This is a genomic window from Desulfocucumis palustris (assembly GCF_002933875.1).
GTDB classification, from domain to species: Bacteria; Bacillota; Desulfotomaculia; order Desulfotomaculales; family Desulfocucumaceae; genus Desulfocucumis; species Desulfocucumis palustris.
The window spans coordinates 18,458-40,584 of the sequence record NZ_BFAV01000127.1 but is presented as its reverse complement, the minus strand read 5'-3'; the positions used below and the strand labels follow the sequence as shown (position 1 = coordinate 40,584).

The 22,127-nt window shown below is 47.7% G+C and carries 32 protein-coding genes; 1 reads left to right on the top strand and 31 read right to left on the bottom strand.

Translation table 11 applies throughout. The annotated features are described in order from the left end of the window. Positions 1 to 12: 12 nt before the first annotated feature. Positions 13 to 2,130 (bottom strand): phage tail tape measure protein, encoded by a 2,118-nt coding sequence (locus DCCM_RS10955; protein WP_104372441.1) that lies wholly within the window; start codon positions 2,128 to 2,130, stop codon positions 13 to 15. Between the two features lie 59 nt (positions 2,131 to 2,189). Here DCCM_RS10955 and DCCM_RS10950 point away from each other — a divergent pair, with 59 nt between their 5' ends. Continuing rightward, complete coding sequence (locus tag DCCM_RS10950; protein ID WP_104372440.1) at positions 2,190 to 2,408, top strand: hypothetical protein; 219 nt, start codon at positions 2,190 to 2,192, stop codon at positions 2,406 to 2,408. A gap of 125 nt (positions 2,409 to 2,533) precedes the next feature. Here the strand turns inward: DCCM_RS10950 and DCCM_RS10945 are convergent, their stop codons facing one another. The 30 genes from DCCM_RS10945 to DCCM_RS10805 form a co-directional block, all read right to left on the bottom strand. Continuing rightward, positions 2,534 to 2,917, bottom strand: coding sequence for a hypothetical protein (locus DCCM_RS10945; protein WP_231702748.1), 384 nt, complete (start codon positions 2,915 to 2,917; stop codon positions 2,534 to 2,536). A 40-nt stretch (positions 2,918 to 2,957) separates the two neighbouring features. Beyond that, positions 2,958 to 3,392, bottom strand: a complete 435-nt coding sequence (locus tag DCCM_RS10940) for a hypothetical protein (RefSeq protein WP_104372439.1) — start codon at positions 3,390 to 3,392, stop codon at positions 2,958 to 2,960. Beyond that, positions 3,367 to 3,573, bottom strand: a complete 207-nt coding sequence (locus tag DCCM_RS10935) for a DUF362 domain-containing protein (protein ID WP_207655585.1) — start codon at positions 3,571 to 3,573, stop codon at positions 3,367 to 3,369. The genes DCCM_RS10940 and DCCM_RS10935 overlap by 26 nt, the downstream gene beginning before the upstream one ends. Before the next feature lie 5 nt (positions 3,574 to 3,578). Beyond that, the gene (locus DCCM_RS10930) at positions 3,579 to 4,988 is read right to left on the bottom strand and encodes a phage tail sheath C-terminal domain-containing protein (protein ID WP_104372438.1); all 1,410 of its coding nucleotides are present in this window, start codon (positions 4,986 to 4,988) and stop codon (positions 3,579 to 3,581) included. A gap of 31 nt (positions 4,989 to 5,019) precedes the next feature. Further along, positions 5,020 to 5,487, bottom strand: coding sequence for a hypothetical protein (locus DCCM_RS10925; protein ID WP_104372437.1), 468 nt, complete (start codon positions 5,485 to 5,487; stop codon positions 5,020 to 5,022). Next, a complete protein-coding gene (locus DCCM_RS10920; RefSeq protein ID WP_231702747.1) occupies positions 5,474 to 6,079 on the bottom strand; it encodes a phage virion morphogenesis family protein in 606 nt (201 codons plus the stop codon). Before DCCM_RS10920 ends, DCCM_RS10925 begins: the two co-directional genes overlap by 14 nt. Then, positions 6,073 to 6,504 carry a phage protein Gp36 family protein gene (locus tag DCCM_RS10915; protein ID WP_104372436.1) on the bottom strand — a complete coding sequence of 144 codons (432 nt, stop codon included), beginning with the start codon at positions 6,502 to 6,504 and terminating at the stop codon, positions 6,073 to 6,075. The genes DCCM_RS10920 and DCCM_RS10915 overlap by 7 nt, the downstream gene beginning before the upstream one ends. Before the next feature lie 57 nt (positions 6,505 to 6,561). Further along, positions 6,562 to 7,893 carry a major capsid protein gene (locus tag DCCM_RS10910; RefSeq protein ID WP_104372435.1) on the bottom strand — a complete coding sequence of 444 codons (1,332 nt, stop codon included), beginning with the start codon at positions 7,891 to 7,893 and terminating at the stop codon, positions 6,562 to 6,564. A 337-nt stretch (positions 7,894 to 8,230) separates the two neighbouring features. Continuing rightward, positions 8,231 to 9,241: a phage protease gene (locus DCCM_RS10905; RefSeq protein WP_104372434.1), complete on the bottom strand. Its 1,011-nt coding sequence runs from the start codon at positions 9,239 to 9,241 to the stop codon at positions 8,231 to 8,233. A 26-nt stretch (positions 9,242 to 9,267) separates the two neighbouring features. Beyond that, positions 9,268 to 10,209, bottom strand: a complete 942-nt coding sequence (locus DCCM_RS10900) for a minor capsid protein (protein WP_231702746.1) — start codon at positions 10,207 to 10,209, stop codon at positions 9,268 to 9,270. Position 10,210: 1 nt separating this feature from the next. Next, a complete protein-coding gene (locus DCCM_RS10895; RefSeq protein ID WP_104372433.1) occupies positions 10,211 to 11,479 on the bottom strand; it encodes a phage portal protein family protein in 1,269 nt (422 codons plus the stop codon). Positions 11,480 to 11,503: 24 nt separating this feature from the next. Next, positions 11,504 to 13,138: a phage terminase large subunit family protein gene (locus DCCM_RS10890; protein WP_104372432.1), complete on the bottom strand. Its 1,635-nt coding sequence runs from the start codon at positions 13,136 to 13,138 to the stop codon at positions 11,504 to 11,506. A gap of 4 nt (positions 13,139 to 13,142) precedes the next feature. Continuing rightward, positions 13,143 to 13,688, bottom strand: coding sequence for a phage protein Gp27 family protein (locus tag DCCM_RS10885; RefSeq protein ID WP_104372431.1), 546 nt, complete (start codon positions 13,686 to 13,688; stop codon positions 13,143 to 13,145). A 4-nt stretch (positions 13,689 to 13,692) separates the two neighbouring features. After that, entirely contained in the window at positions 13,693 to 14,001 is a 309-nt protein-coding gene (locus DCCM_RS10880; protein ID WP_104372430.1) for a hypothetical protein, read from the bottom strand. Continuing rightward, on the bottom strand, positions 13,998 to 14,333 hold the full coding sequence (locus tag DCCM_RS10875; RefSeq protein WP_104372429.1) for a hypothetical protein: 336 nt from the start codon (positions 14,331 to 14,333) through the stop codon (positions 13,998 to 14,000). Before DCCM_RS10875 ends, DCCM_RS10880 begins: the two co-directional genes overlap by 4 nt. A 7-nt stretch (positions 14,334 to 14,340) precedes the next feature. Beyond that, the gene (locus DCCM_RS10870) at positions 14,341 to 14,790 is read right to left on the bottom strand and encodes a guanylate kinase (protein WP_104372428.1); all 450 of its coding nucleotides are present in this window, start codon (positions 14,788 to 14,790) and stop codon (positions 14,341 to 14,343) included. 110 nt (positions 14,791 to 14,900) lie between these two features. Beyond that, positions 14,901 to 15,239 carry a Mor transcription activator family protein gene (locus DCCM_RS10865; protein WP_104372427.1) on the bottom strand — a complete coding sequence of 113 codons (339 nt, stop codon included), beginning with the start codon at positions 15,237 to 15,239 and terminating at the stop codon, positions 14,901 to 14,903. Positions 15,240 to 15,270: 31 nt separating this feature from the next. Beyond that, positions 15,271 to 15,471, bottom strand: a complete 201-nt coding sequence (locus DCCM_RS10860) for a hypothetical protein (RefSeq protein WP_104372426.1) — start codon at positions 15,469 to 15,471, stop codon at positions 15,271 to 15,273. A 42-nt stretch (positions 15,472 to 15,513) separates the two neighbouring features. Beyond that, entirely contained in the window at positions 15,514 to 16,092 is a 579-nt protein-coding gene (locus DCCM_RS10855) for a hypothetical protein (RefSeq protein WP_104372425.1), read from the bottom strand. 55 nt (positions 16,093 to 16,147) lie between these two features. Further along, positions 16,148 to 16,930 (bottom strand): hypothetical protein, encoded by a 783-nt coding sequence (locus DCCM_RS10850; protein ID WP_104372424.1) that lies wholly within the window; start codon positions 16,928 to 16,930, stop codon positions 16,148 to 16,150. 40 nt (positions 16,931 to 16,970) lie between these two features. Then, positions 16,971 to 17,369, bottom strand: a complete 399-nt coding sequence (locus tag DCCM_RS10845; protein ID WP_128739137.1) for a cupin domain-containing protein — start codon at positions 17,367 to 17,369, stop codon at positions 16,971 to 16,973. 295 nt (positions 17,370 to 17,664) lie between these two features. After that, entirely contained in the window at positions 17,665 to 17,976 is a 312-nt protein-coding gene (locus DCCM_RS10840) for a hypothetical protein (RefSeq protein WP_128739136.1), read from the bottom strand. A 44-nt stretch (positions 17,977 to 18,020) separates the two neighbouring features. Beyond that, positions 18,021 to 18,572, bottom strand: coding sequence for a hypothetical protein (locus DCCM_RS10835; RefSeq protein WP_207655584.1), 552 nt, complete (start codon positions 18,570 to 18,572; stop codon positions 18,021 to 18,023). Positions 18,573 to 18,590: 18 nt separating this feature from the next. Next, positions 18,591 to 18,731 carry a hypothetical protein gene (locus DCCM_RS18625; RefSeq protein ID WP_165792116.1) on the bottom strand — a complete coding sequence of 47 codons (141 nt, stop codon included), beginning with the start codon at positions 18,729 to 18,731 and terminating at the stop codon, positions 18,591 to 18,593. A 6-nt stretch (positions 18,732 to 18,737) separates the two neighbouring features. Further along, positions 18,738 to 19,142 carry a phage protein GemA/Gp16 family protein gene (locus tag DCCM_RS10830; protein WP_104372421.1) on the bottom strand — a complete coding sequence of 135 codons (405 nt, stop codon included), beginning with the start codon at positions 19,140 to 19,142 and terminating at the stop codon, positions 18,738 to 18,740. 57 nt (positions 19,143 to 19,199) lie between these two features. Continuing rightward, the gene (gene xerA, locus DCCM_RS10825) at positions 19,200 to 20,180 is read right to left on the bottom strand and encodes a site-specific tyrosine recombinase/integron integrase (RefSeq protein WP_104372420.1); all 981 of its coding nucleotides are present in this window, start codon (positions 20,178 to 20,180) and stop codon (positions 19,200 to 19,202) included. 60 nt (positions 20,181 to 20,240) lie between these two features. Continuing rightward, a complete protein-coding gene (locus tag DCCM_RS10820; protein ID WP_104372419.1) occupies positions 20,241 to 20,786 on the bottom strand; it encodes a hypothetical protein in 546 nt (181 codons plus the stop codon). A 31-nt stretch (positions 20,787 to 20,817) separates the two neighbouring features. After that, the gene (locus DCCM_RS10815) at positions 20,818 to 21,168 is read right to left on the bottom strand and encodes a hypothetical protein (RefSeq protein WP_104372418.1); all 351 of its coding nucleotides are present in this window, start codon (positions 21,166 to 21,168) and stop codon (positions 20,818 to 20,820) included. Next, positions 21,165 to 21,827: a hypothetical protein gene (locus tag DCCM_RS10810; RefSeq protein WP_104372417.1), complete on the bottom strand. Its 663-nt coding sequence runs from the start codon at positions 21,825 to 21,827 to the stop codon at positions 21,165 to 21,167. Before DCCM_RS10810 ends, DCCM_RS10815 begins: the two co-directional genes overlap by 4 nt. Further along, positions 21,820 to 22,077: an AbrB/MazE/SpoVT family DNA-binding domain-containing protein gene (locus DCCM_RS10805; RefSeq protein WP_128739135.1), complete on the bottom strand. Its 258-nt coding sequence runs from the start codon at positions 22,075 to 22,077 to the stop codon at positions 21,820 to 21,822. The genes DCCM_RS10810 and DCCM_RS10805 overlap by 8 nt, the downstream gene beginning before the upstream one ends. Between the last annotated feature and the right edge of the window lie 50 nt (positions 22,078 to 22,127).

Here is a 22,127-nt window from a genome sequence, read left to right as displayed (position 1 = left end):
ATTATCACCCCGTTACATGGAAAAAGCCGGGTCACCCAGCCGGGGATCCCTGGACATTTGATATTTATCCATTCCGCCCGTAACTTTACTTACTTCCGCTGCCGCTTGTTTCGGGTCCGTGCTTTTTATGTTTATGTTATATTGCCTGTTATCATTTGCCATGCCCCCGCCTTTGACCACCGGTGGCTTTTCGTATTCGGCCATTTTGAAGTCGCCAGCGCCTTTTTTCATAAAGTCCAATTCTATCAACGACATTCCCAGGAAGGATCGCACCCTGTTTATTGCCCGGACAACAGTTTCAACGACGCCCAAGACGAAATCCCGAAAGCCGCCAAAGTTTGTTTTCCAGGCCGCAATTCCGGCGATAACGGCCAGGGTAACGCCTCCGATCACCCAGCCTACCGGCCCCAACCCGATTATCCAACCCCAAGCCAGTTTTGCACCCATAACAAGCCCCTGGGTGCCCAACCATAGGAGCCGGCCTCCGAAACGCCCTACTGTTGATATTATCCGCGCCATTGTTGGATTACCGAATGCTACAGCTGACCATAAAGACCTGAATATGCCTGCTCCTTGGCGAAAATACTTAAATGCATCATAAAAACCTTTAGCGCTGCCGCCAGCTTTCAGCAGAAAACCAGCGATACCATTAATTGCTACACCGGTCCCTCCAAGCATAAATTTGAGTCCACCAAAAATGATTCGGCCAGCTGCCATATAACCAACTATTCTTATAATCCCAGCAGCTAATTGAGGATTTGCATTAGCCCATTTACCTAAAGAGTTCATTAAATTAGTTATATCCTTTACAATACCACCAACCTCATTTGTTAAAGGGCTTCCCGTTTGCGTCATTAGGGTTTCCCAGCTACCCTTAAGCGTTTCAACCCTCCCAAGCAAAGTATCCTGCCACTCCAGCACCTGGTCCTGTATGCTCTTTGCCCTCTCGGCTTTTTCCACCATTTCCTCATAGCTGCCTTTGCCGGGGGTAGCAAGGCCGATGGCCGCACGCATGCCCTGTATTCCAAAAACATCCTTAAGATTCTGTAAGGCTTCCAGTTTATTCTTTGCTTGAAGGAGCCGTTCAATTTCCTCTTGGGGCAGTAGATTTCCTTTCTTATCCCGCATTTCTTCAGGCTTTAACCCGGAGTTATTGTATAGAACCTGCCTAAGCTTTTGTACCATTAACTCGGCACTTCTGATTTGCCCATTCTCATCGAAAAGGGAATTGGTGCCGCCGCTGATTTTGACATTTCCGGACTTCAGTGTTTTCACTGTAGCACCTTCGAGCCAGCCCATGGACTGCAAAGCTTTCCTTGCCTTGGGTGTTACCTTGTCCAAATTAATCAGCATATCGTTCAAATAGGTTCCAGACGCATCTCCCAGGCCCATGTTGTGCAAAGTGCCAAGTAAAAGCGTTGTTTCCTTTACTTCCAATCCCAAGGTGTGGGCTGACATACCGGTCTGCTGCAAGTCATGCATGATGTTCTCCACTCCGGCGCTGGATGCGTTCGCCGCCCTGTTTACATCATCCGCCACCTGCAGCAGTTGATTACCCTGCAACTGAAACATATTGGTGATTTCCGAAACAGCATCCGCCGCAGCCATCGGGGCGGTTTCGGCAGTTTGTGCCAGGTACATGGCCGCTGTGGCCCCGCCCTCCAGCACGTCTTTATATTCCATACCGTTTCGGAATAGCATTAACTGTGCTTGCGCGGCTTCAAGATTGTTAAATGTGGTTACGGTTCCCAGTTTCTCAGACTGTTTTTCAAGTTCTGCCAACATTTCTTTCTGTTTTTGAAGAGGGATTGAACTGTCATAAAGGGCATTTTCAACCTTTTTCATGGCCCCTTGAAAGTTAGCCGCATGCCTCAACGTTTCTTCAACCGGCACCAGCATCATTGCACCGGCCTGGATGTCTCTAGCCCCGCTATCCCTAATTTGATGGTATTTCTCCATACTGCTCTGAAGGTTCTGCATTTGCTGATTGTAGCGGCTGACCTCCCCAGCTGTCTGGCGTACCTGATTGCTGTATTGGCGCAGATTATCTTTCGACTGATTCATCACTGATGACATGGAATTAACCGCCGTAAGCACCAGCGCCACGGTAAAGCTTTTATTTGAGGGCATCAAATTCACCCTTTACTATTTTTGGTGAATTGTGTAAACTTTGAACGAGGTGATAATGTATGTTTAGCTTAATTAATAATCTTTTAAATTTAGGTTTGTATCTATTGGTCGGAATACCGGTAGCCATTTTCCTTGTATACATACTTTCATCCATTGGCAGTAACTTTTTTGGCGGTCCTCTATGGATATGGTTTATAGGTAATTCCGTAATAGCTTTTTTTGCCATCAATGAGAGCTACAACAAAGCCAAACTTAAACAAAAAAATGGAACAGATTAACTTCATTGAAACCCCAGGGGCTCAATCCCCTGGGGTTTCATCATTTATTTGTTCCGCCATCCACTCAAACGCCAGCCATATCGCTTCCCGTTCAACATCGGTCCTGGCCAGCCATGACTCAAAACTTACACCGTGCTTGCCGAGCTGGATCCACCGGTATAGGTCTGCCCTTTCAGCAAAAAAGCTGCCGCCTCCTTGGCCCGGTTCATTGCATCCTCATTTATCCCAAACATGCTTTCGAAAACCACCCGGTAAAACATTATATCTTGCTGCGGCCAGTCATTCATTAGCCGCTTATAATCCCCGTCAGTCTGTTTCCCGTCCACCTCAGTCACACACTTCGCCGCAACATAATCATCCACCAGCATGGCGTCAGATATGGCGCTATCCCTGGATATTTCAGTCATTTGCAGCACATTGGTACGGTCAAGACCGAGAGGGGCGCGGAATTTGATTTGTGCGCCGCTGGGCAGTTCCAGAGGACCGTAAACCATTTTAGTTTGAGCCATTTTGTTACCTCCTCGTTAACACTTTGTTTTAAATCAGTGCTCAGGCTTCCGTAAGTCCCTCCGCCCGGAAGGACAAATCTTTTTTTACAACACCTTTACCGGCAGCAATGCTGATTGAAAGCTCTGGGAAAATTGCCTGTTCAAACTTATAGCGTCCGGAAAGACCTTTTTCTTTCGCCTTTATGCTAAAGGTGATTACAAACCGGGGGCTTGCCGGCAGCCTCTCCCCCCGGCGCAGAGTACCGGAACCAAAAGCAGACTCCACCACGTTTAGAGACATCCATCCCTTTTTAAGTTTCCCTTCAATTTTCACTTCTCCGTCCAAGAGCTGGGCTATCCTTTCCCCCAGTTCAAGGTACTCTTCCAATTCATTTTTTACGGAGAACTCAGCTTCCTGATATTCCCCGGCAAGCTCCGGCCCGCCGGAGCCTATCACCTGGACGCTCACATCAAAGCCCTGAATCGGTTTTTTCATCAGAATCCTCCTCCGGGGATTTTTCTATAAGCCCTATGGGGCAAACTCTTTTACACACCCCGCAGCTGACGCAATCCGAGCCGATTGTCACCGCCAGGCCGGGGCCTTGGGCAATGGCCCCCACCGGGCAGGCAGCGGTGCAGGCCCCGCATCCGGGGCAGCCGTCCTTAACCCTGTACAAGCTTATCACTCCTCGTTTCCGACCAGGCGCTGAATCCTGTGGTCGATGTAGTCGGCGGCATACAGGGGGCGCACCCTGATGGTGGTATTCAGGATCCTGGCCTGGATAGTTTCGGGGGTATTGTTGGTGTCGTCGCAAATGGTAGGCTTGAAATCATATATTTCCCCGCGCATTTTCTTACCCACCAGGTAATTGTCAATCTGCGCCGCCATGGCTTCCCGGAGCTTTTCCGTGTTGTTTTCGCTGATTGCCCACTGGGTGGCACCATAAATCTCCATTTCCAACTGGTCAAATTGCCGGCGAATATTTGTCTGCGCCCAGGCCGGGTCACTGGAGAGGGTGACCCCGTTCCGGAACCGAAACCCCCTGCCCTCAACCAGTGATATGGGGCTTACTCTCGCCTGGGTCAGAGCGTTGAGCTCCGCGCCGGCCAGAAACCGCTCCGTTTTGTTTATCCCCGTTATGAATTTGTTGCTGGGCGATGCGGCTGCATCCAGAACCGAAAGCCGCCCGGCGTAAATACCGTCCGGGGCAACCAGGTCGCCGGCCAGGTCGCTGAGTTCCACCCAGGGGTACGTGAGTATGCCGCGCATACTGTCCATGGCCGCTGTTTCCGCCACGGCCTGGGTTGGTGTGACGCCTTTATTGATATTTAATACTGCCATTCTCAGACCGAAGTCTATTGTCATATTGGCGCAGTGCGTAAGCAGGGCATTTCTGATTGTAGTGCTGTACTGTTGGGCGCATATAACAATGGCGCAGCGGACAGTCTCCAGCACCTTTAATCCGGACCTGTTCCCGTTTACATCAATGGTGCCAACATAATCCGCATCCGTTGTTGTTACGCCGTCATCCCCTCCGGCAAGTGGGGTGGAGGAAAGGTTAGCCGGGATATTTGTGGCGCCTGAAACTTTTGCGGCGGAAACAAACTGTGACGACACTTTGGATGCAACGTTATCCAGGGTCAGATTATCAAAGGTTTCCTGCTGGGTGCCGTAGGTTATTATCAGCTTGAAGGTGCCTCCGGTGGTGCCGGAGGCCACAGCCACCTTAAGGTCATTCGCCCAACTGCCGGGGGTATTTGCCACAATCACCACGGAATTGGCCGGTGTGGAATCCTGGAGTGTTTTTGAGGCGCTGGCAATAGATGACCCGCCTGTCCGAATAACATAAAAATCATTGGCCCCCTGGGCCAGAGCCCCCAGCATGGACAGGTACCCGGTCAGGCCGTCCTTATGCTCTCCAAATGTGGTCACAAGCTGGTCAAGAGAACCCACAAGAACCGGCTCATTTACCGGTCCCCGGGAAAAGGTGCCCACAATGCCGATTCTTGAAAGGCTCACTGACGGCGTTGGCCGTGGCCCCACATCGCTCTCATCAATCGACACCCTGGGGGTGATGTACTCCCGAGCCATATTTTTTCACCACTTTCTGATATTTTTACATTTAATCAAAGTCGTTATTGACGGATTCAACCGGGTTTAACTCCTCCGGCAGGGTTCTTTCGGAATAATAGGTAACCCGGTAATCAATTTCCGCCAGGTGCTGAATAAGGCTTTTCTCGGCATCAGCGGTCGCATATTCAATACTTTTAACAAAGCTGTCATCCACCGCGCCGCCCAGAGTCCTGCTTGAAGTTAATATCAGCCTGCAAGCTTGGGCGTATAGTCGTATTTGAGCCTCACCCACGATAGGATCCGTGTGCTTGACCCACAGAACCAAACGCATATGGGCCGTAACCTCATCCAAATCCCGGGTGTATTCGTCGAATTCCTCTTTGTCAATGCCAATGCTGCACCCGGGAGCCTTCAGGGTAATCAGCCCGGTAACCTTTTTCCAATCCTTAATTTCGGATAGCTCTGTGGAATCTCTCAGGATATCGTGAACCAAGTCAATCAGTTCAGGACCGTTCATATGCAGCCTCCAGCAGGTAATCCTTTGTAGCCATCATTATGGTAACCCCGTCCTCATCCTGGAGTTCGAGGTAATTTCTTGCCGGAATTGTTACTTTCGTAACCCTCAGATATTTCCCGGAGCCGAGGGGAATTAATAAAGATCTTTTGGTCTTTGGTCTTATGACCCCGCCCAAAGCGTGAATCCTCGCATATACCAGGGGAGAACCGACTTCGGCGCTTTCCCTGGTGATTTTCCCGATTACTATTGACTTTCTCAAGTCTCCTGACTGCTGCAGCAGTTTACTGCCGTGCTTTTGAATATACGCCGATTCCCGCCGCTCTCTGGTCGCATCTTTTTTTATCTTTTGATACCCGGCTGTGGCTTTAAGCCTATCCAACAGCCTGCCGCTGTATATCTCCTGGGTAAGAGGGGAAAGGGGTTTCCACTTCGTGGGCCGTCCCTCGGCTTCAAAGTTTCTGGCTACGGACAAGAGCATGATATTGCTGATGCGCCCCATTAGGGGTTTGGTATTATTGCCCCGGGCCGCCATGCTGGCAATCACATTCGCAACCGTATCCAGCCCTTTTTCCTTTATGTACAGCTTTACCATTGTCCCAACATCGCCTCCACCGGGCTTTTACCGGGGGTTGTGGTTCTCATGGCCGGCTGTCCGGTGGAATTCGGGTTTTGTGTCAGTTCAATGCCGGGGAGTCCGTCCAGGAGCATTTCATTCACGGCGTTCAACAGGTCGGCTTCCGCCCGTTTCAGATACTGATTACTAAGACTGATCAACTCCTGGCTTGGCCGGCTGGCGAAGTTATCCGCCAGCACGAACCCCACAGCCATGTCCTGGGTGATGGATTCAATGATTCCGGGAACCGGAGCCGCAAGCGGTGTTTTGTACCGTTTGGAAAGCACAGTGTCAATTCTGGCCTGCGCTTTGGTTATTGCAGGCGTAATCTTTTCATCGGGAAACATTTCGGCATCAGCCAGCAGTTCGTTCGTTTCCCGCAGTTTTTCAGCGGCACAGTACATATAGGCGGCAGCGGCTCTTATTTTTAGAGCCGCTGCCTATCACCTCACAAAGTTGTATTATGACGCCTCGGCAACGTCCCTGACCACTACCCAGTCCGGGTGCAGCAGGTAGGGCATGCCGGCCCGGCCAACCTGGACCAGCACCCCGGGGGCCGCAGGCGGTACCGTGTCAGCCGCCCGGCTCCAAATACCCGGCTTGCCCTGGGGGTGTTCTCCCATGACGTAGTCGGTGCGCCCCAGGGGGTCGCCGCCGAAAGACTGGCAGGCAACCACAATTTTGTGGTCAGGCACCATCTTGGTTACGGCTTTTACCAGGCCGCTGCTGGAGACGGCAAGAGGGGAGCCGGCCACAGTGGCGGTTATATTTCCCGTAGTGGAAATGGCCAAGCTCTGGTTCTGCAAATGATATTTGGGCGTCAGGGTAATCACCGCCCCGGCCACGGTGGCCACAACCGGAATGGCAGGATTGCCGTTGACAAAATTGGACAGGTTCGCTGCAACGTTTTGAGCTGTTTCGCCGGCCACCGCTGTATATGTTCCGGTTTTTACGCCGCCAGCCGTAATATAAATGTTATCCCCTTCAGCGGGCTCGGCCTCGGTAATGGTTATTGTGGCGGTGGGCACGCTTGCTGGGCTTAAGGCTTCGTACACGGTATCCTGCACCACAATCTCCAGCCCGGAAATCCTGGCAAGCTCCCCATCCTTGAATACCACAAATCCTGTATCCCTGGCCGATTCACCCCGGGCCAGGACCTGTTTGTTCCGGGACAACTTGGAGCGGCGTATGGAATTCATCATTATATGAGTAGGGGAAACCTTGCCGTCATCTTTTATCAGCAGCTTTATTTCCTCCAGGTCATCGATAACAGGCGCATCGGAATCATCCCAGTCGGTGGTGGGGACGTCCGTTATTATGTGGCTGGCCGGGATGCCGGCACTCAGCTGCGTCCGTTTGTTGGTCCGGGGGTCGGTATAATCCACGCCGCCCTGCAGCATCTGCGTTTTCAAAAAGTCGAAAAGCAAGTCATTCCGGGCAACATAGCGTTTCATTTCGTCGGCAACATACTGGCGGCCATATTTCTCATTCAGGGTTCCGGGCATGCGCAGACTGTTCAGGGTATTGGTATCAACGCTGAACGACTCACGGCTGAATACCGGATCAACAGCCGTCTTTTCAAATTTCGAATTTTCTCCGAACACATCAGGTTGGCCAGGGGTTACGGTCGGGGCCATACCCACGCCGCCGTATATTCTTTCCGTCTCAACTTTTGCCGCCGGGACTTCCCGGGGAGGAAGAAATACACCGACATTTGATTTATGGTTTTCAAAAGTTCTCGCCAAGTCGGTCAGAACCGTCGTGCCAAGGGCAGTAATATCCTCAATAGGCATTCTATCCACTCCTTTAATATTGCTTGAAATGGCTCCATAACGTTGGTAACAGTTCAATAACAGTCGATAACGCTTAGGTAACACTTTTCTAACACCATGGTGTTATAGGCGTTACTTCCTTTATTCCCAAGGCTTAGAAGGTTTTTTGCCTCTTTAAGATGATTATTAGAACCATTTATTGGTTGTCGTAATTATTTTAAAATGCTTCTCAGACGCTTTTATTTGCCTTCTGACAAAAGCACATCCCTTGAAAGGTATTTGGACCTACTTTTTTAAGTAACACTTAGTAACGCCGCTGTAACGCTTAATAACACCAAAGTAACACCTGGATAACAGATCACTTGTCACTCAACTGGGGCACAACGTCACCATAGCATTCCTTGACCGTTGCCTGGCCGGGCTTGGTGCTGGACTGCGCTCCCATCTGAGACAGCTGGATCCTATGCTCTTTAGGCAGCGCGTCCAGGGTGGCGTATACCTGTTCCGCCATTGTAATTTCCTTGTTGTCGGCCAGCTTAATTATGGTGGTGCCCATGGCGGCGTTGGCCAGCAGGATTGTTTTTGCCTGGTCGCACATCGCCGGGGGAACACCAGCGGCAACCAAAGTGGTTAAACGCGCCTCCACCTGACTTGCCCAGGCGTTTTGTTCCGCCAGGGACACCTTTGACTGAGTTTCCTTCAGTTGTTGCTCTGCGCTGGCTAATTTGACCTTCATCTCATCCACTTCCGCAAGCTTCTTTTTCTCATCGTCGCTCAATCCAGCGGATACCGCATTTGCCGCGCTTCCCAGCTTCAGAAAGTCAAAAAATTTAACGAATCCTTCGGCCAGCTTCTTAATGGCATCGTTGTTTTCAGGCATTTTAAAAACCTCCTCATGATCAAGATATATAGTGTCAGGCGGGTCAGCCAGCATTACCGTTTCCGGAAGCCGGGTTAAAAAAGGCTCGTTAGTCAACCCGACAGCCTCCAGGACCGGCCCCACCTTATTACCGGTTTCCTTGTCAAGGTAATCGGGGTTGTACTCCGGACTGGCGAAGCGGTACCGCTTATTCTTTACCGCTTCCACAATGCTGGAATTTGTTGGCCAGGCCAGTGCGTACAAAACGTTGCCTTCCTGCATCAGTTCCGACACCCACGCTTCTGCGGGCGCATCTCCAAAGGTAGCCGCATTATCCTTCGTATGTCCCAGGCGCACAAACGGAGGGCGGCCCAGTACATTCTTACGGAAATTCTCAATAAAACCGTTAAATTTATCCTGGGTACCCTCAATTACCCCGTATGCAGGATGCTTCCAGCTGCCTATCCTGAATATGGGGATTTTAAGCCTTCCCTCGTTTGAGTCTGCCATTGCGAATCACCAACCCTTAAAACTATTTATGCCGCGCTCTTCCAACCTTTCGGCAGCGGTGCCGCTAAGCTCCAGTCAAGCCTTTCGGGAGTTATCAAGTCGCCTTGATAAGCCGAATACAGCGGGACAAGCACCGACCTACACCTCCCATGCAGCGGGGGAGTGTTTCCCGGAAGGGCGGGGTCATCAAGCCTCATAACACGCCCGTGCCTGCTTCTGCACTGTGGAGAGGTTCTGGAGTCGTTCACAGCGGAAAACTGAACATAATCAACCCTATTTTCTGCAAAGCTGGCCAGCCGGCCACGGTTATATGAATAGGTGCTCTCAGTGGTGGCTATGTTACTAGCCCTGTCCCAGGAAGATTTCAAAATGTCCTTCAGGGCGTTCTCCGTCTGCAGCCTGCTGGTTCCGGCCAGAAACCTAACCATGGCTTTTTTTACTTGGGCAACCAGGTCGGCCTCCACATCACCGGCCAGTACCATGGCCCTGGCCTCCATCGCGCCTATGGCCTTCTCCGGAATAACCTTCGGGTCTTCATCATATTCAAAATCAAACCCGGGCAAGTCCGCAAACTTCCTTGTTCCATATGTGATTGCAGTTATATCGTCATCCTGCGCCGGAAGAATAATTTCAACCGGCATAATGGGCGGCAGCTCCAAAAACCTTTCTGAGAGCTTTCTATTTCTGAACTTGCGGTGAAGTTCCTCGACCAGCAGGTCACCGTGGGCCTGGCCGGCAGCCACCATTTCAGCGCCATGGTCCGCCAACATCCCCGCAAGAGAGCCGGCATCCGGAACGATAATGGGAGGGAGCCGGCTAAGAACCCCCGGCCTGGATCCGGACCTGGCAGCTCTCTCGATGTCACTCCAGGGGATTGTCTTAAAAGATGCATTCAGCCAGGAATCCCATTTGGAGAGCAGCTTTTCCTCTGCAGCATCCAGTTGTCTAAACATTGCCTGTTGATTCAAGCTACTCACCGGCCCTTTTATATCTTTCATAAGCTGCCTTGACCTTTAAGCTATTATTGGGAGCTCTGTCCGGCAGCCCCATCTTTGCCCTGGCATAACGAAAATCTTCTTCAATTGCCGGGTCAAAGGTTCCTGACCTGGTAAGGCCGTCGAAAATCTCTGTCCACAGCTTTAACTCTTCGGCGCTGGGGGGCCGTTCCTGGAAGTCTCCCCAGTTCTTTTGCTTGCCAAAGTTGTACTCAATTAACCTGCAAATGAATTGATCTAAAAGCACCTCTTTAAGCTGAACAAATATCGCCCTGGCCATGAGCAGGAAGCCGAAAAAGTGGGATGTCCCAAGAGCCAGGCTGCCGGATCTCGCACCTTCGTCGAAAACCAGGGAGGGCACCAGCAACCCACGGCTAATCATTTTATTGAAGTATCCCATGGCGCTTTCAAAGGTATCCCCAACACCGGATCCTCCAGCGACCAGAGCTTTAACATCAGGCACCTGGCCGGAACCGGTGCCGCCCCCTCCTTTGGATGACAGGGCAAGGGCCGTGCCGCTTTGAACGTTAGCCAGCATTTTTGTGGCATATTGAAGCTGGTCAATATCTTCGCCGCTTTCCGGATCCTTAATGGTGCCGTCCGGAACGATGGCCACCAGCAGGGGAGTGCCGAACTTGTCCGCAGCTCTGGCCCACATTTTTAGAAAAGCATCTTTCAGGAGCCAGTTTTTCCGCACGGGTTTAAAGGCACTCTTGCCATAGTGATTGCCAAACCTCTTCCGGTAGGAGAACACAATACATTTTTCAGGCGGCAAATCCGCCCCGATAGCATTAAAAACCGTGAGCTGTTGAATGTTTTTCAGCCGTCCCCGCTCAGTAACGTCAAATGTAATAGTTGACGGGTGATAGGTTGCCAGGTAGTCCAGCATCAGCCTAGTGCCCACAGCCTTCCAAATAATCTCGGTTACTGAATACCCAGCCCAAACCGATGAAAGAATGTCCTCGCAGGCCGGAGCCAAGCTGCCCTCCATCTCTTCAAAGCAGTCCATGACAAATTGTGTTATTTCCGGCTTGTCAGGATGGTTATATTCCCCCAAAAAACTGATAACGCAGAGGGTGAGAAAATAGAATGACGCGCTGACGGTTTCATCCGTATCCAGCATCCTTTCATACTCCGGCACCAGGGCGGCATCGGGGTTAATAACCGCGCCGTCAAAGAGGGAAAACGTGGTATTTAGCTGGCTTCCGATTTGCCCGACCGCAGGCCGGTAAGCTTCTGACATTTTATAAGTCCTCCGTTACCAGTGTTACCAGTTAATATCAGCAACCGCATTGCGTCCAACAACGGTGATTCCGGTTAGGCCCCGCCCAGCATATCTAATCTTTCTGAACACAAGGGCAATTCTGGCTGAGTTAATCGCCATACCGTAGTGGTTTTCAACGTTCTTTTTGTATGAAATCTTCTTCTGTCCGTCAGGGCCTGCTGTTTCTTCCTTTACAAGCTTTTTCAGGTGCCGCTTTACCTCATCAAGAGCTTTTTCTTCATCGGTGTTCCTGGGTTTGAATAGCAGCGCCTGGGGAGGATTGATTGAGAAAAGCGATGTGGTGTCATCCAAGGATTCATCACGGTCAACGTGAATAACCCTAACCTCTTTCTCATCTTCTCCCTCGGTTGTTTCCTTGTAGGTGGATTTGAAATACTGAATAAAACCCACGGCTTCTTTCAGAGCCCTTACAACCCGCTTTGATTCAGTTTTATAGGGCATGGCGTCGATTATTAACGCCCCCAGGTTATATGCTTCTTCCCATACCGGTATTAAATTAAGCAGGTCTTCGACGTCAACGTGAAAAGCGGCGATAATCCGGAATCCTTCCTCTCCCAGGGGGGCCACGACAGCGGCATGGGCGCGGTCGCCCATGTCTATTCCCATCGCGCAGACTTCATCTGACCTGTCCTGGAAGTGGTAATTACTGCTTGCCTCTACCAATTCCAGCACTTTTCCGGTAATTGGCTGCATGTTGCCGCTGTCCGCTATGCCCAATACAGAACGCCTGAAGCGTGCCAGCTTTGCCGGTTTCCCCTGAACCTTCAGCCACCTGTCCCAGATAAGATCCAGGCGCGTGTTCTTAATAATCAGCTGCGGTGCCCTATAGCCTCTTTGGGTGCGCTCGGGGTGTTCGGGTACCCAGCCGGCATTGTCCACATCCAGGGGCTTTTCACACTTGGGGCATGCCAGATAGATTTTGCCTTTTTTCTTGCGCTCATCGCGCACATTATCGGGGAATTCTTCCTCGACTATTGACTCACGCCTGCAGCCTTTACATATGACCAACCATTTCCGCATATCACTTTCGCGATACAGCTCATCTATCCCGTCCTCTTCAAAAAGCGGAGCGCTGAAATATCGCTGCCAGCCCAACTTAGAGGCCAGGATCCTGTCTTGCGCCAGCTCCATGTTCTCCCTATTGATTAAGGCTACTTCGTCAAAGAGGACTTCATCGGCAGGGATGGAAATTGCTCCAGTTTTACTCACCAAGCCCAACATGTAAAAGAAATGGGTTCCAATTTGTTTAAGCCCGGCCTGGTCTGTGCCCATGAGCCGGGACTGAATGTATTTACTTCGTTGCACATATGGGTCAAAGCGGGTCTGGCCGAACCTGACAGCCATCTTATCAGTGGGGAGATAATATATTAAGTTGGCTCCTAGGATATCCACCATGTATAACCCATGGGCAAGGAACAGAGTGCTAAAGCCTGTTTGAGCGCCTTTTGAAATGGTTATATGCGGGTGAGAAAAGACGGCCTCAACAATCTCCTTCATGAAGGAACGGTTTAGGACGTTGTATGGAGTTTTGTCGTCGAGGATAATATGCTGATAACAATATTCCTGAAAATCAAGCCCTTTCTGACTTTCCCCCACCAATTCTTTCAGAATGCCCAAACCATCACTTCCCCTGATTAAACGCCTGTTCTTTTGACTGCTCCACCAACTCAATAACCCGTTGCATGAGCTCCGGGTCCGCCTCCAGTTCCTTCCTCAGTGCTTCCTTTATCCTCACGGATGCCGCTTCAACACCCTTGTTGAATTGCAGCTTCAGGGCTTCGCGCTTTGTAGACGCATCGGCCAGCTTAGGGAGCACCTTGAGAAGTTCTGTTACTTTTTCCCCCTGGAGATTATCAAGAGACGTTAATGTTTCCATAATCATGGATAGCGCCAGTTCGCTTGTGGCCTCTGCCAATTGCGTTCCCGGAGTGTCTTCATTGCTATCCACGATAGCCTTCGCCTGATCTCTGATCTGCCTAAGTCGTTCAAATTTTGTTAAAAAGTCTTTGCTATACCTACCAACAGAAGCTATAGATACGGGTGTGCCCATTTGGCCCAAATAGTTTACTATCTGTTGATAGGTATGCCCTTTGACCAGCATATCATTGACAGCTTCCACGATTTCAGGCGGCAGTGTTGCCACCTTGTGGTGCTTACGGCGTGACATATTACTACTCCTCCGGTATCGTCAGTACCCCGGGATCCTCCGGAATGTTGCCTTCCAGCAAGTCAATTCCCTTGGCTGTAATGTAGACCATTTTGCGCACTATTTTGAGCCGATTATTTTTAATCTCATCCACCCGGACATACCCTTTCTCTTCCAGGTACTCAATATGCCCGGCTATAAGTCCCGTGCTTACGTCAAACTGGTTTTGTTCAGCAGTCGTCTGAATTAATTGTTCGCTGCAGCCATGAGGGTAATTGACCTTGCACATATTTAAAACAAACCCGCGAAGTTCTTTACTTTGGCTTATTATCATTCGTCATCGCCTCCACCGGTTTTTCTAAAAATCTTAGCCAGGCCGCTTACCTCACGAATTACACGATCCATCTTCAGATTCAGGCTGGATATTTCGCGAACATAATCATCTCTCATAACATAAACATGGGGCATTTGGGCTTTAAAATCAGCCAACTCGTCTTTCACGTCCTGGATGGCCTTGTCTTGCTTGTCATCCTTCTCTTTTTGCATCACCTTGATGTCTTTTAAAAAATATCCGATTATCCCAACCGCCGCTGATAATATTGAGATAAGAATTAATAGCGCAGGAAATAGCAGGGAAGGGGGAAGAGCTTGGGCAGCTCCATCCATTAAGCCACTACCCCCTTAAGTTTTCTTTTGCTTCTTTCATGCGCTTTACTTGAGCCTCAACCGTACTCAAAACGTATGTCTTCAAATCTCCCAGGTTTGCCCGTAGGACATTAACAACATCCGGCTCCATTGTTTGGAGAATTTCATTACAAGCTTTTTCTCCCAAGGCCACAAGCTTAGAACGGTCCGCCTTGCCATTTTTTACAGCCTGGCGCAATTCTTCGGCCACGGTCTGCTCTGTTTTAGCTACAACCTTTTCCGCCGTATCTTCCAGCCGGTCAATAGCCTGCCACATCAATTGTGCCTGAGTCTGGTCTTGGATACGGCTGGTTTCGGCTTTTAGCTTGTCTGCCCCCCTTTTGAGGTAGTATGATGCGGCGGCCCCGGCCAGGGCCAACAACCCAGCGGCTACACTCACCAATGTGTCATTAAATTGTGCGTTTAATTGCTCCCACATTTACAATCACTCCTTTAATTTTGGCCTAAAAACAAAAACCGGCCATAGCCGGAATATATCATTTTTGAATTGTGCATTTCTACTGAAATATTTCTTTAATTTGTTTCGCGTTAAATATCGAAAAGAGACGGCTGGATTAGTCTTCTATCTGCTGATTTCTTCCCTTTATCTTTTGGTTTTATATCCTTTACTATCTGCTGCACTCTTCGAATTGAGATATGATGTTTTTTTGCTAAAGAGCGTATATTATACCCAGTGAATTCTTCTTGTATTCGCCGGTTCCTTGCATAACGATTCAAGGAGGTAAGGCGTGGAAAATATACCGATTCACCACCTAGTTTCCCGGCTAATAGAAGCGTATTTTCTAAACCGATAAGACTTGCAATTGTCATATACAGTTCAGGCAGATCATTGGTTGAACATATATCTTTTACCAATTTTTTGTTCAACACCGTTACCTCCCATCACATTAGATTTTATTTAGCCTGTTTCAACATTTTTAAATTCCTCTAATTTATCCCACAATAATATCCATGAGCATCCACCCCATGGTTTTCCTGTTTTGGGATGAGGCCATATGTCATCAGTTGTATTAACCGTAAAACTATCTTCTGCTATTTCGGCCACCACTACAGGTCTTCCAGTTGGCAGATGAATTAGTTTCTGACCCTTACTAATCATGTTACACCTCCTGTGGCGCAAAATTGTTGAAATATGCAGCAACTACCAAATTTCCAAAACCCAAAAGTCCTCTATAATAACACCACATCCAGAAAGGGGCTGAATTGTGTCCCCGTGTATGGTTTTGTCAGTGCTTATCATAGCCTCTATCCTTACATCAAGATTTTCTGGCAACTCGACTTCATAAGTCTTGGCTTCAATTTTTACCTGATCAATAAATTGATCTTTCGTTACGCCTTCACAACAACAACAAACACGTTCATTATCGTCGCCCCAGATTAAATTGGGCGCTTCTCCGTTACTACTCATACCGGATAATAGTCCGTACCAGAGACAACTGCCCGATTTACAGAATATTTCTTTTTTGGATTCATGGCAGTCGCAGCAAGGAGTGTGTCCATGTGCACTCATAATATCCCATACCTGCTGTGCATAGGGTTCGTCGATATTAAACACTAGGTAAGTATTCGGCCACTCATTTTTTCCGTCAACTATCCTGCCAGCATGAATACCACAGATAATATCTTCAAGATTTTCCTTTTGGCTGGTATTTAAGTGTTTTTCAATGTCCTCCTGTTTAAAAACATGAAACCTCGGGGGATCAACTATTATATTTTTCAATTTATATGCCTCCTTAATTATTGGAATGTACACTAAATCTTATGGTGTGTGCACGCTACTCTGGGAGCATTTTTATGGCTTCAACGGGTTCAAAGACAATACCTTGATCTTTGGCAGCTAATAGAATCCGCCTGACCATATCCTCATAGCTTGCCTGTAGTTGTAATGCTTTGGTTTTGTACTGCCCTTCTAGTCTGGTATATAGCGATTGATTCATGCGCAACCCCAGCATAAAATCATCGTAGCTGGTGAGCAGGGCGCGGCATTCGGCGATAAGCCTTGTTTCATTTTGTAACTGAAGCCCCCGCACTTTTTCGGCCATGTAGTAAGCAAATGTAGGATATGTTATTCCGTACACCGTTTTGCCACGCGCCTGCATAACCCGGTTAAAAGCCCCGATCATTTCAAAGTCGTTAAAGCGGTTCAGTTTTCCCAACTCGGCGGCGTATTCTTCGATAATTTCTTTGTAGTCTGATTTATAGCCGTTAAGCATCTTATCAATAAACAGCTTCTTGAAGCCGATCCTCTTTGCCAAATCTGAATCAATCAGAGCGTCGTACACTATGTCATGGATTTCAATGTATCCATCCTGGTCAATCTGCCACACAGCTAGGTCCATAAGCCACATTTTATTGCCGTAATCGCTCAGTTTTTCAAATTTTTCTTTGAGTACGGCGCCTTTATCTGTGTAATAGTAGTCCTGCCCGTCATAGCTCACATCGGCAAACATTTCGCCCAATATGCCCATTTCCTCGGTCTGCGTCAGCTCACACAAAGCATCATAAATACTCTGTGCTGTTGAATATTTTGGGATGCCCGTTTCAAATGGATCATTCATTTCAAACTCGCCTCCTTATGTCGCATTTTTAACATTGTGTTCAGCAACACCCAGCATTGACAAGCGCCTTTTTCGCTTTCTCAAGTGTCGCCTTATCAACTATTAACCTATGGGTTCCATCCTCGGAAAGAGGTGTTTCTTCAAAGCATCTTATTAGCTCGTTTATAAACTCAAATGCTGCATCTTTCTGTACTCCCAGTTCATCAATATAGCATCCGTCATGATGCCCTTCAGCGCAATCACCACCAAAGCATATCGGGCAATTACCGTTTTCTTGAAATCGAATTGAGTCTTTTTGCCAATCATAGTGGTCGAAATACATGCAATCTTCATCGTTAGCCTCTATGGTGATTTCCTGATCCGGGTCAAGTTCATACTCCTTCGAGCCAATGCGGAATTCTATTTTGCCACTCAGTTGGTTCTTGATATGCAGCTTCATATATTTATCACTCTTTCTGTGAAACTCATAAATTAATACCCCCACCATATTTTACATACCCTATTTTATACCCCCATACCTATCTTATAACATGTGCAATTGATCTTTAAATATCAACAAATTTTATAGGTATATACTTATACCCCCTACCCCCATAGTGTAAAATTGAAGTATACCCCTATTTTTACTTTTAAATAGAAACACACGCATATTTTTTAAGTCTTCTCTAAAGCCCTTCTAAAGCCGTCTACATCGATTTATACTTCTATTACTTTAAAGTTAACAGTGTGCGTCATTAGTCTTCTACCTCCAAAGGCAGTAAAAGCCTTGTAAAATGCGTTACATGGTCAGGAAAATCACAATCCAATGGACTTCCACAATAAGGCGGTTCCTCAATGGGGAATGTCCACCACAGGCAGTCGCCCATATCTTCATCCCATTCGTCAAGTGGCCTCGGAACCAATGCTCCTTCTAATTCTCCCAACCTTTTAACTGCCATGCTGTAGGCATAAAAAGCATGATAATCATTAAATTCGTGCGTTTTATGCTTATAATTTTTCAAATCATACTGGAAACAACCTATTGATTTTTCTGTTAGTCGTTCCACTGTAAACCAAGCCTCCAGAAACATATAGAATAGATCATACCGCTTCATAACAACATCTTTTCAATCAATTTTGCACGTTCAGTCTGAAGCATGATTATTTCCTGTTCACCGCGACGTAAGAATAATGCTATTACATCACGCCGGCGAAGCCTGTAAAGGGATATTTCATTGACTTTCCGCTCCCGGGCAAATCTTGTCGCTATGGCCTGGTCAAGCGTATAGCTAATCCAGTCTTTTTCCTCATACCTGTGAGCCCTATATACCAAAATGTTATTTGGCAGTGTATTAAATATCGCGAGTTCGCTTGGCTTCATGATTGATGTCAGTCGAGTAGCCCTTTTACTGGCGAATAAGCGTTTCCATAATTGTAGCTCTGATTTTCCGGAATAGCTGACCCAGATGGTTCCAAGAAAAAACCAATAGCTGTAATCGGTAAGTTTATCGCATACATCATCAAAGAAAATAACTGCGCGGGGCGACCCTTCGTACTCCAATAGTTTTGTGGCAACATAAGTATCAAAACTGTTCGGGCGAAAGTTTGGGGAAATGTCATTCCACTGGATAGCTGTGCCCATCTTCATCCAGAACTTGTCCAAGGTCATTGCCTCCTGTTTTCAACTCTCCTCATGGCTCTCCACGGCCTCCTGCCAATCCTCCGGCCACTCTCCGTAATGGTGGCAGTAATAACAATCCTCATCGTCAGCAGGGTTGCAGCCAAGGAACTTAAGCCAGCAGCATCCAGGTTTTTGACGCATTATTAATCACGCTTTTTGCTCATTTTTTCCCTGCCGCTGAAGTATTTTTTTCAGCCCCTCAATAACCTTGTAGGCTCCAGCCGCCGTCAGCCACTGTTCCCTTTCCACGCCGGCAGTTTTTTTAATAAATCCTGCAAGGCGATTGGGATTATCACTCCATCCGAGTTGAGCCGCCAGTTGGTGTATCTTATAGAGTTGTTGTTTTGAGGCCGCCTCTTCGCGGTAATTGCGGTTAAGCTTGTCAGACAGGTAATCAATAATCCTGCCAGCCTGGGTCTTCGTCATTTTGGATATATGCTCTGAGCGAGTCATGTTATAAACTAATCCGTGCAGGTCTTCATCATCCATGCCCAGCTGCTTCGCAGTAATATAGAGCTTTTTAATCTGAGGAGCTGTAATTTTACCGGACATTTTATCATCCTCCTTATATGTACACCCGGGAACCTAAAGCGGCTCCCGGGTTTATGCTCAAATGACGTGATGCTTTTTGTACTGCTCTTTTTTTCTTGCATTCGACGCTTTCGCGTAAATTTGGGTTGTCCCAGGATCCGCATGCCCCAATATTTCTTGAACCGTTGTTATATCGGCTCCATGATTCAACATTAATGTGGCCAGGGTGTGCCGGAAAACATGCGGATGCACATTTTTACTAAGTGCCGCCCTCTCAGCGATTATTTTAATTTCCCTCTGTATGCCACGCTTCGAGAGTCTTCTGTAAGGTTGTCTTTGTGTTATAAATATGGCCGGTATCGCGTCGGCTCTGGAATTAATGTATTTCTTAAGGTGGTAAAGAGCCTTAAACGAAAAGTATACAATCCTTTCAACGGATCCTTTTCCGATAACACTTGCCTCGCCGTCTTGCCAGTCAATATCTTGCCTGTTCATTTGCTGTATCTCGCTTAACCTGCAGCCGGTGGCATAATAAGATTCAACCAGAGCGCGTTCCCGCAAGGTTCTGCAGCTTTCGCGTAAAATCTCCAATTCCTCAACTGTCAACGCTTTTGGTAAACGCTTTTCTGGTTTTGGGGTTTTGATTTTTCTTGAAGGATCCCGGGCAATTACTTCCTCATCAGTCAACCATCCGAAAAAACTCCTGAGTACATGCAATCTTCTTGTAAGACTGGATTTCTTTAGATGCTCAAATGAACCCAAAAAACTCCTTAAATCCTGTGTTGAAATCGCTTCAATTGGCTTATTTACGTAGCTGCCGAAGATTTTAAGCTCTAAAGCATACCCGTCGAGAGTAAGTTTGCTTAATCCTTCCAGTCTTTTTGCTGCAATAAACATTTTTGTTTTCTCAGCAATATCCGGGTGTCCTGACAACAGTTTTATCGGCTTGAATTCGTACCTGGCCATAACCCCTGCCAGTTTCACCCGGTATTCCAGCAAGTCAGCTGCTGGATTAATACTATTGATAACGCCCAATACTTCATTCAATACTGTCTCCATATACCAGCTCCTTTCCACAAGGTTATATTTGGCCGGACGAATTGACGCCCAGCCAAATGGTTAGGCATGTTTGACGTTTAATTCTTCCACTCGAAAGCTGGTGGAATAGACCAACCTCTTAGCCTCCGCAATGTATTCTTTTTCCGTAGACTGAACATTTTTAAATATTTTTGTTTTTGACGCCAAGATTAATTCCCGTTTTGCTTGAATAGCTTCAAGCTTTTTTTGCAATAAATCTATTTCACCGTCTATTACTGTGATTTTTTTATCAAATTTTTCATATACTTTGCTTGCTTTGGATTTCTCAGAAGATAAACGCTCTTTTAGGCTTAATACTCTTTCAAGCTGTAAACGACAAAGCTCCATGTTTACAGATTCACTGAAACCAAAATTGATGTCAATAACGGTAATTATAGTGTCTGTTACCGGCGTATACACAAAAAGAACGTTTTCATGTACTAGAAATTCCTTTGAGTCGCCGTTAACCCCTTCTTCATAGACAGCTACTGCCTTTTCATAGCAGTCTATTATTTCTTGTTCAATATTTTCGGTATCGCTATTAATTCTTTCACGATAACGCTTTTTCGCATGCCTTGTTATATTCATGTGCCACCGCCTTTTTAACCCGGTGGGAATGCTATCTCATATAGAGCTTATCCAACATTTCCGATTTCTTTTTTTCATCATTTATCGATTTGATGAGTCCCCCGGCCTTGTTACCTTGTAGGGAGTATTTTGTCCGAAGTCTTTCCACAGCGGCCAGGTGGTCAACTTTATCACACCAGAATTTGTCCGCCAGGCACCAGTCAATACAGGCTTTCCATTCATCCAGGTTGGGGGCGTTGTCTCCAGCCAGCATATACCTGGCGCTTGACAACTGTTTTAGGTGCCAGTCCCGAGGGAACTTTACTATCCCCCGGGAAATTAATTTTGATTTCAGGTATTCGACCAATGCCTTCTCTTCATCGGTGTATTTATTTTTGCTCATGCTACTTTTTCAATCTCCAGGCTTACCTTGATGCCTTCTTCAACCACCACGGCGTGCCGGATAGCCTCCAAGGCAACTTTAAACTCCTGGCTATCACGGGCATGACCTGCGGCCTCCAACAGATGCAAAATCTTTTCGTAGTTCTTGGCCTCCTGAATGAAATAGGCAAAATGCTCCGCTTCCTCTTCATTCAGCCCGGCGATGACCTTCAGATTAGCCAGGTCTTTCTCCCAGTTCCCTTTAAGTTTCTTCTTTAGTAACTTCCTGGTTTTTTCGTCATCGCTTATCTGAGCGATGACATCTTCCACTGGCTGCTCCATGTAATCACCCTGGAATATGGCGGTTAGGATGCGCTTAAATGGAGCGGATAGATTATAATTGGGCTCTATCTTTACAAAGTCCCTTAATAACACTTCCCCGATGACCTGCAGCAGGAAATTATACGATACCAGCTTTAAGGTTTCACTGGTGGTTACCTCGACTTTAGCGCCGGCGCTTCCCCAAAACTCCACCCGCTTAACCTTCTTGTTTTCCAGGTCTTTCATTGCCTGCTTTTGAAACTCACCCTTTAATTTGTCGATTTCCTTTTTAGCATCCTCCGCCAAGCTCATCCACTTAGCCAATTCATCAACCTTCGCCATCCATACAGCCTTATCCAATTGTCCCCACATCCTTTACCATAGCGGTTACGCAAGCTTTGCAGACATACCTGTCCATGTGCTTGCCAACGCCTTCATGGTTATTGCAGAAAATGCAGCGCGGTGTGTGCTGGCTTACCAAAATGCACCCGTCCTTAACTGCGATATCCACCGCCGCGCCGCTGAGGAAGTTGTATTGCCTTCGAATGTCTGCCGGGATTATCAGTCCGCCGCCTTTGCTGATTACCTTGTGTCTCATTGATTGACTCAACTCACCTTCCTTTTTAATTACTTGTGGCCTGCCGCCAGGCGCTCCTGGCC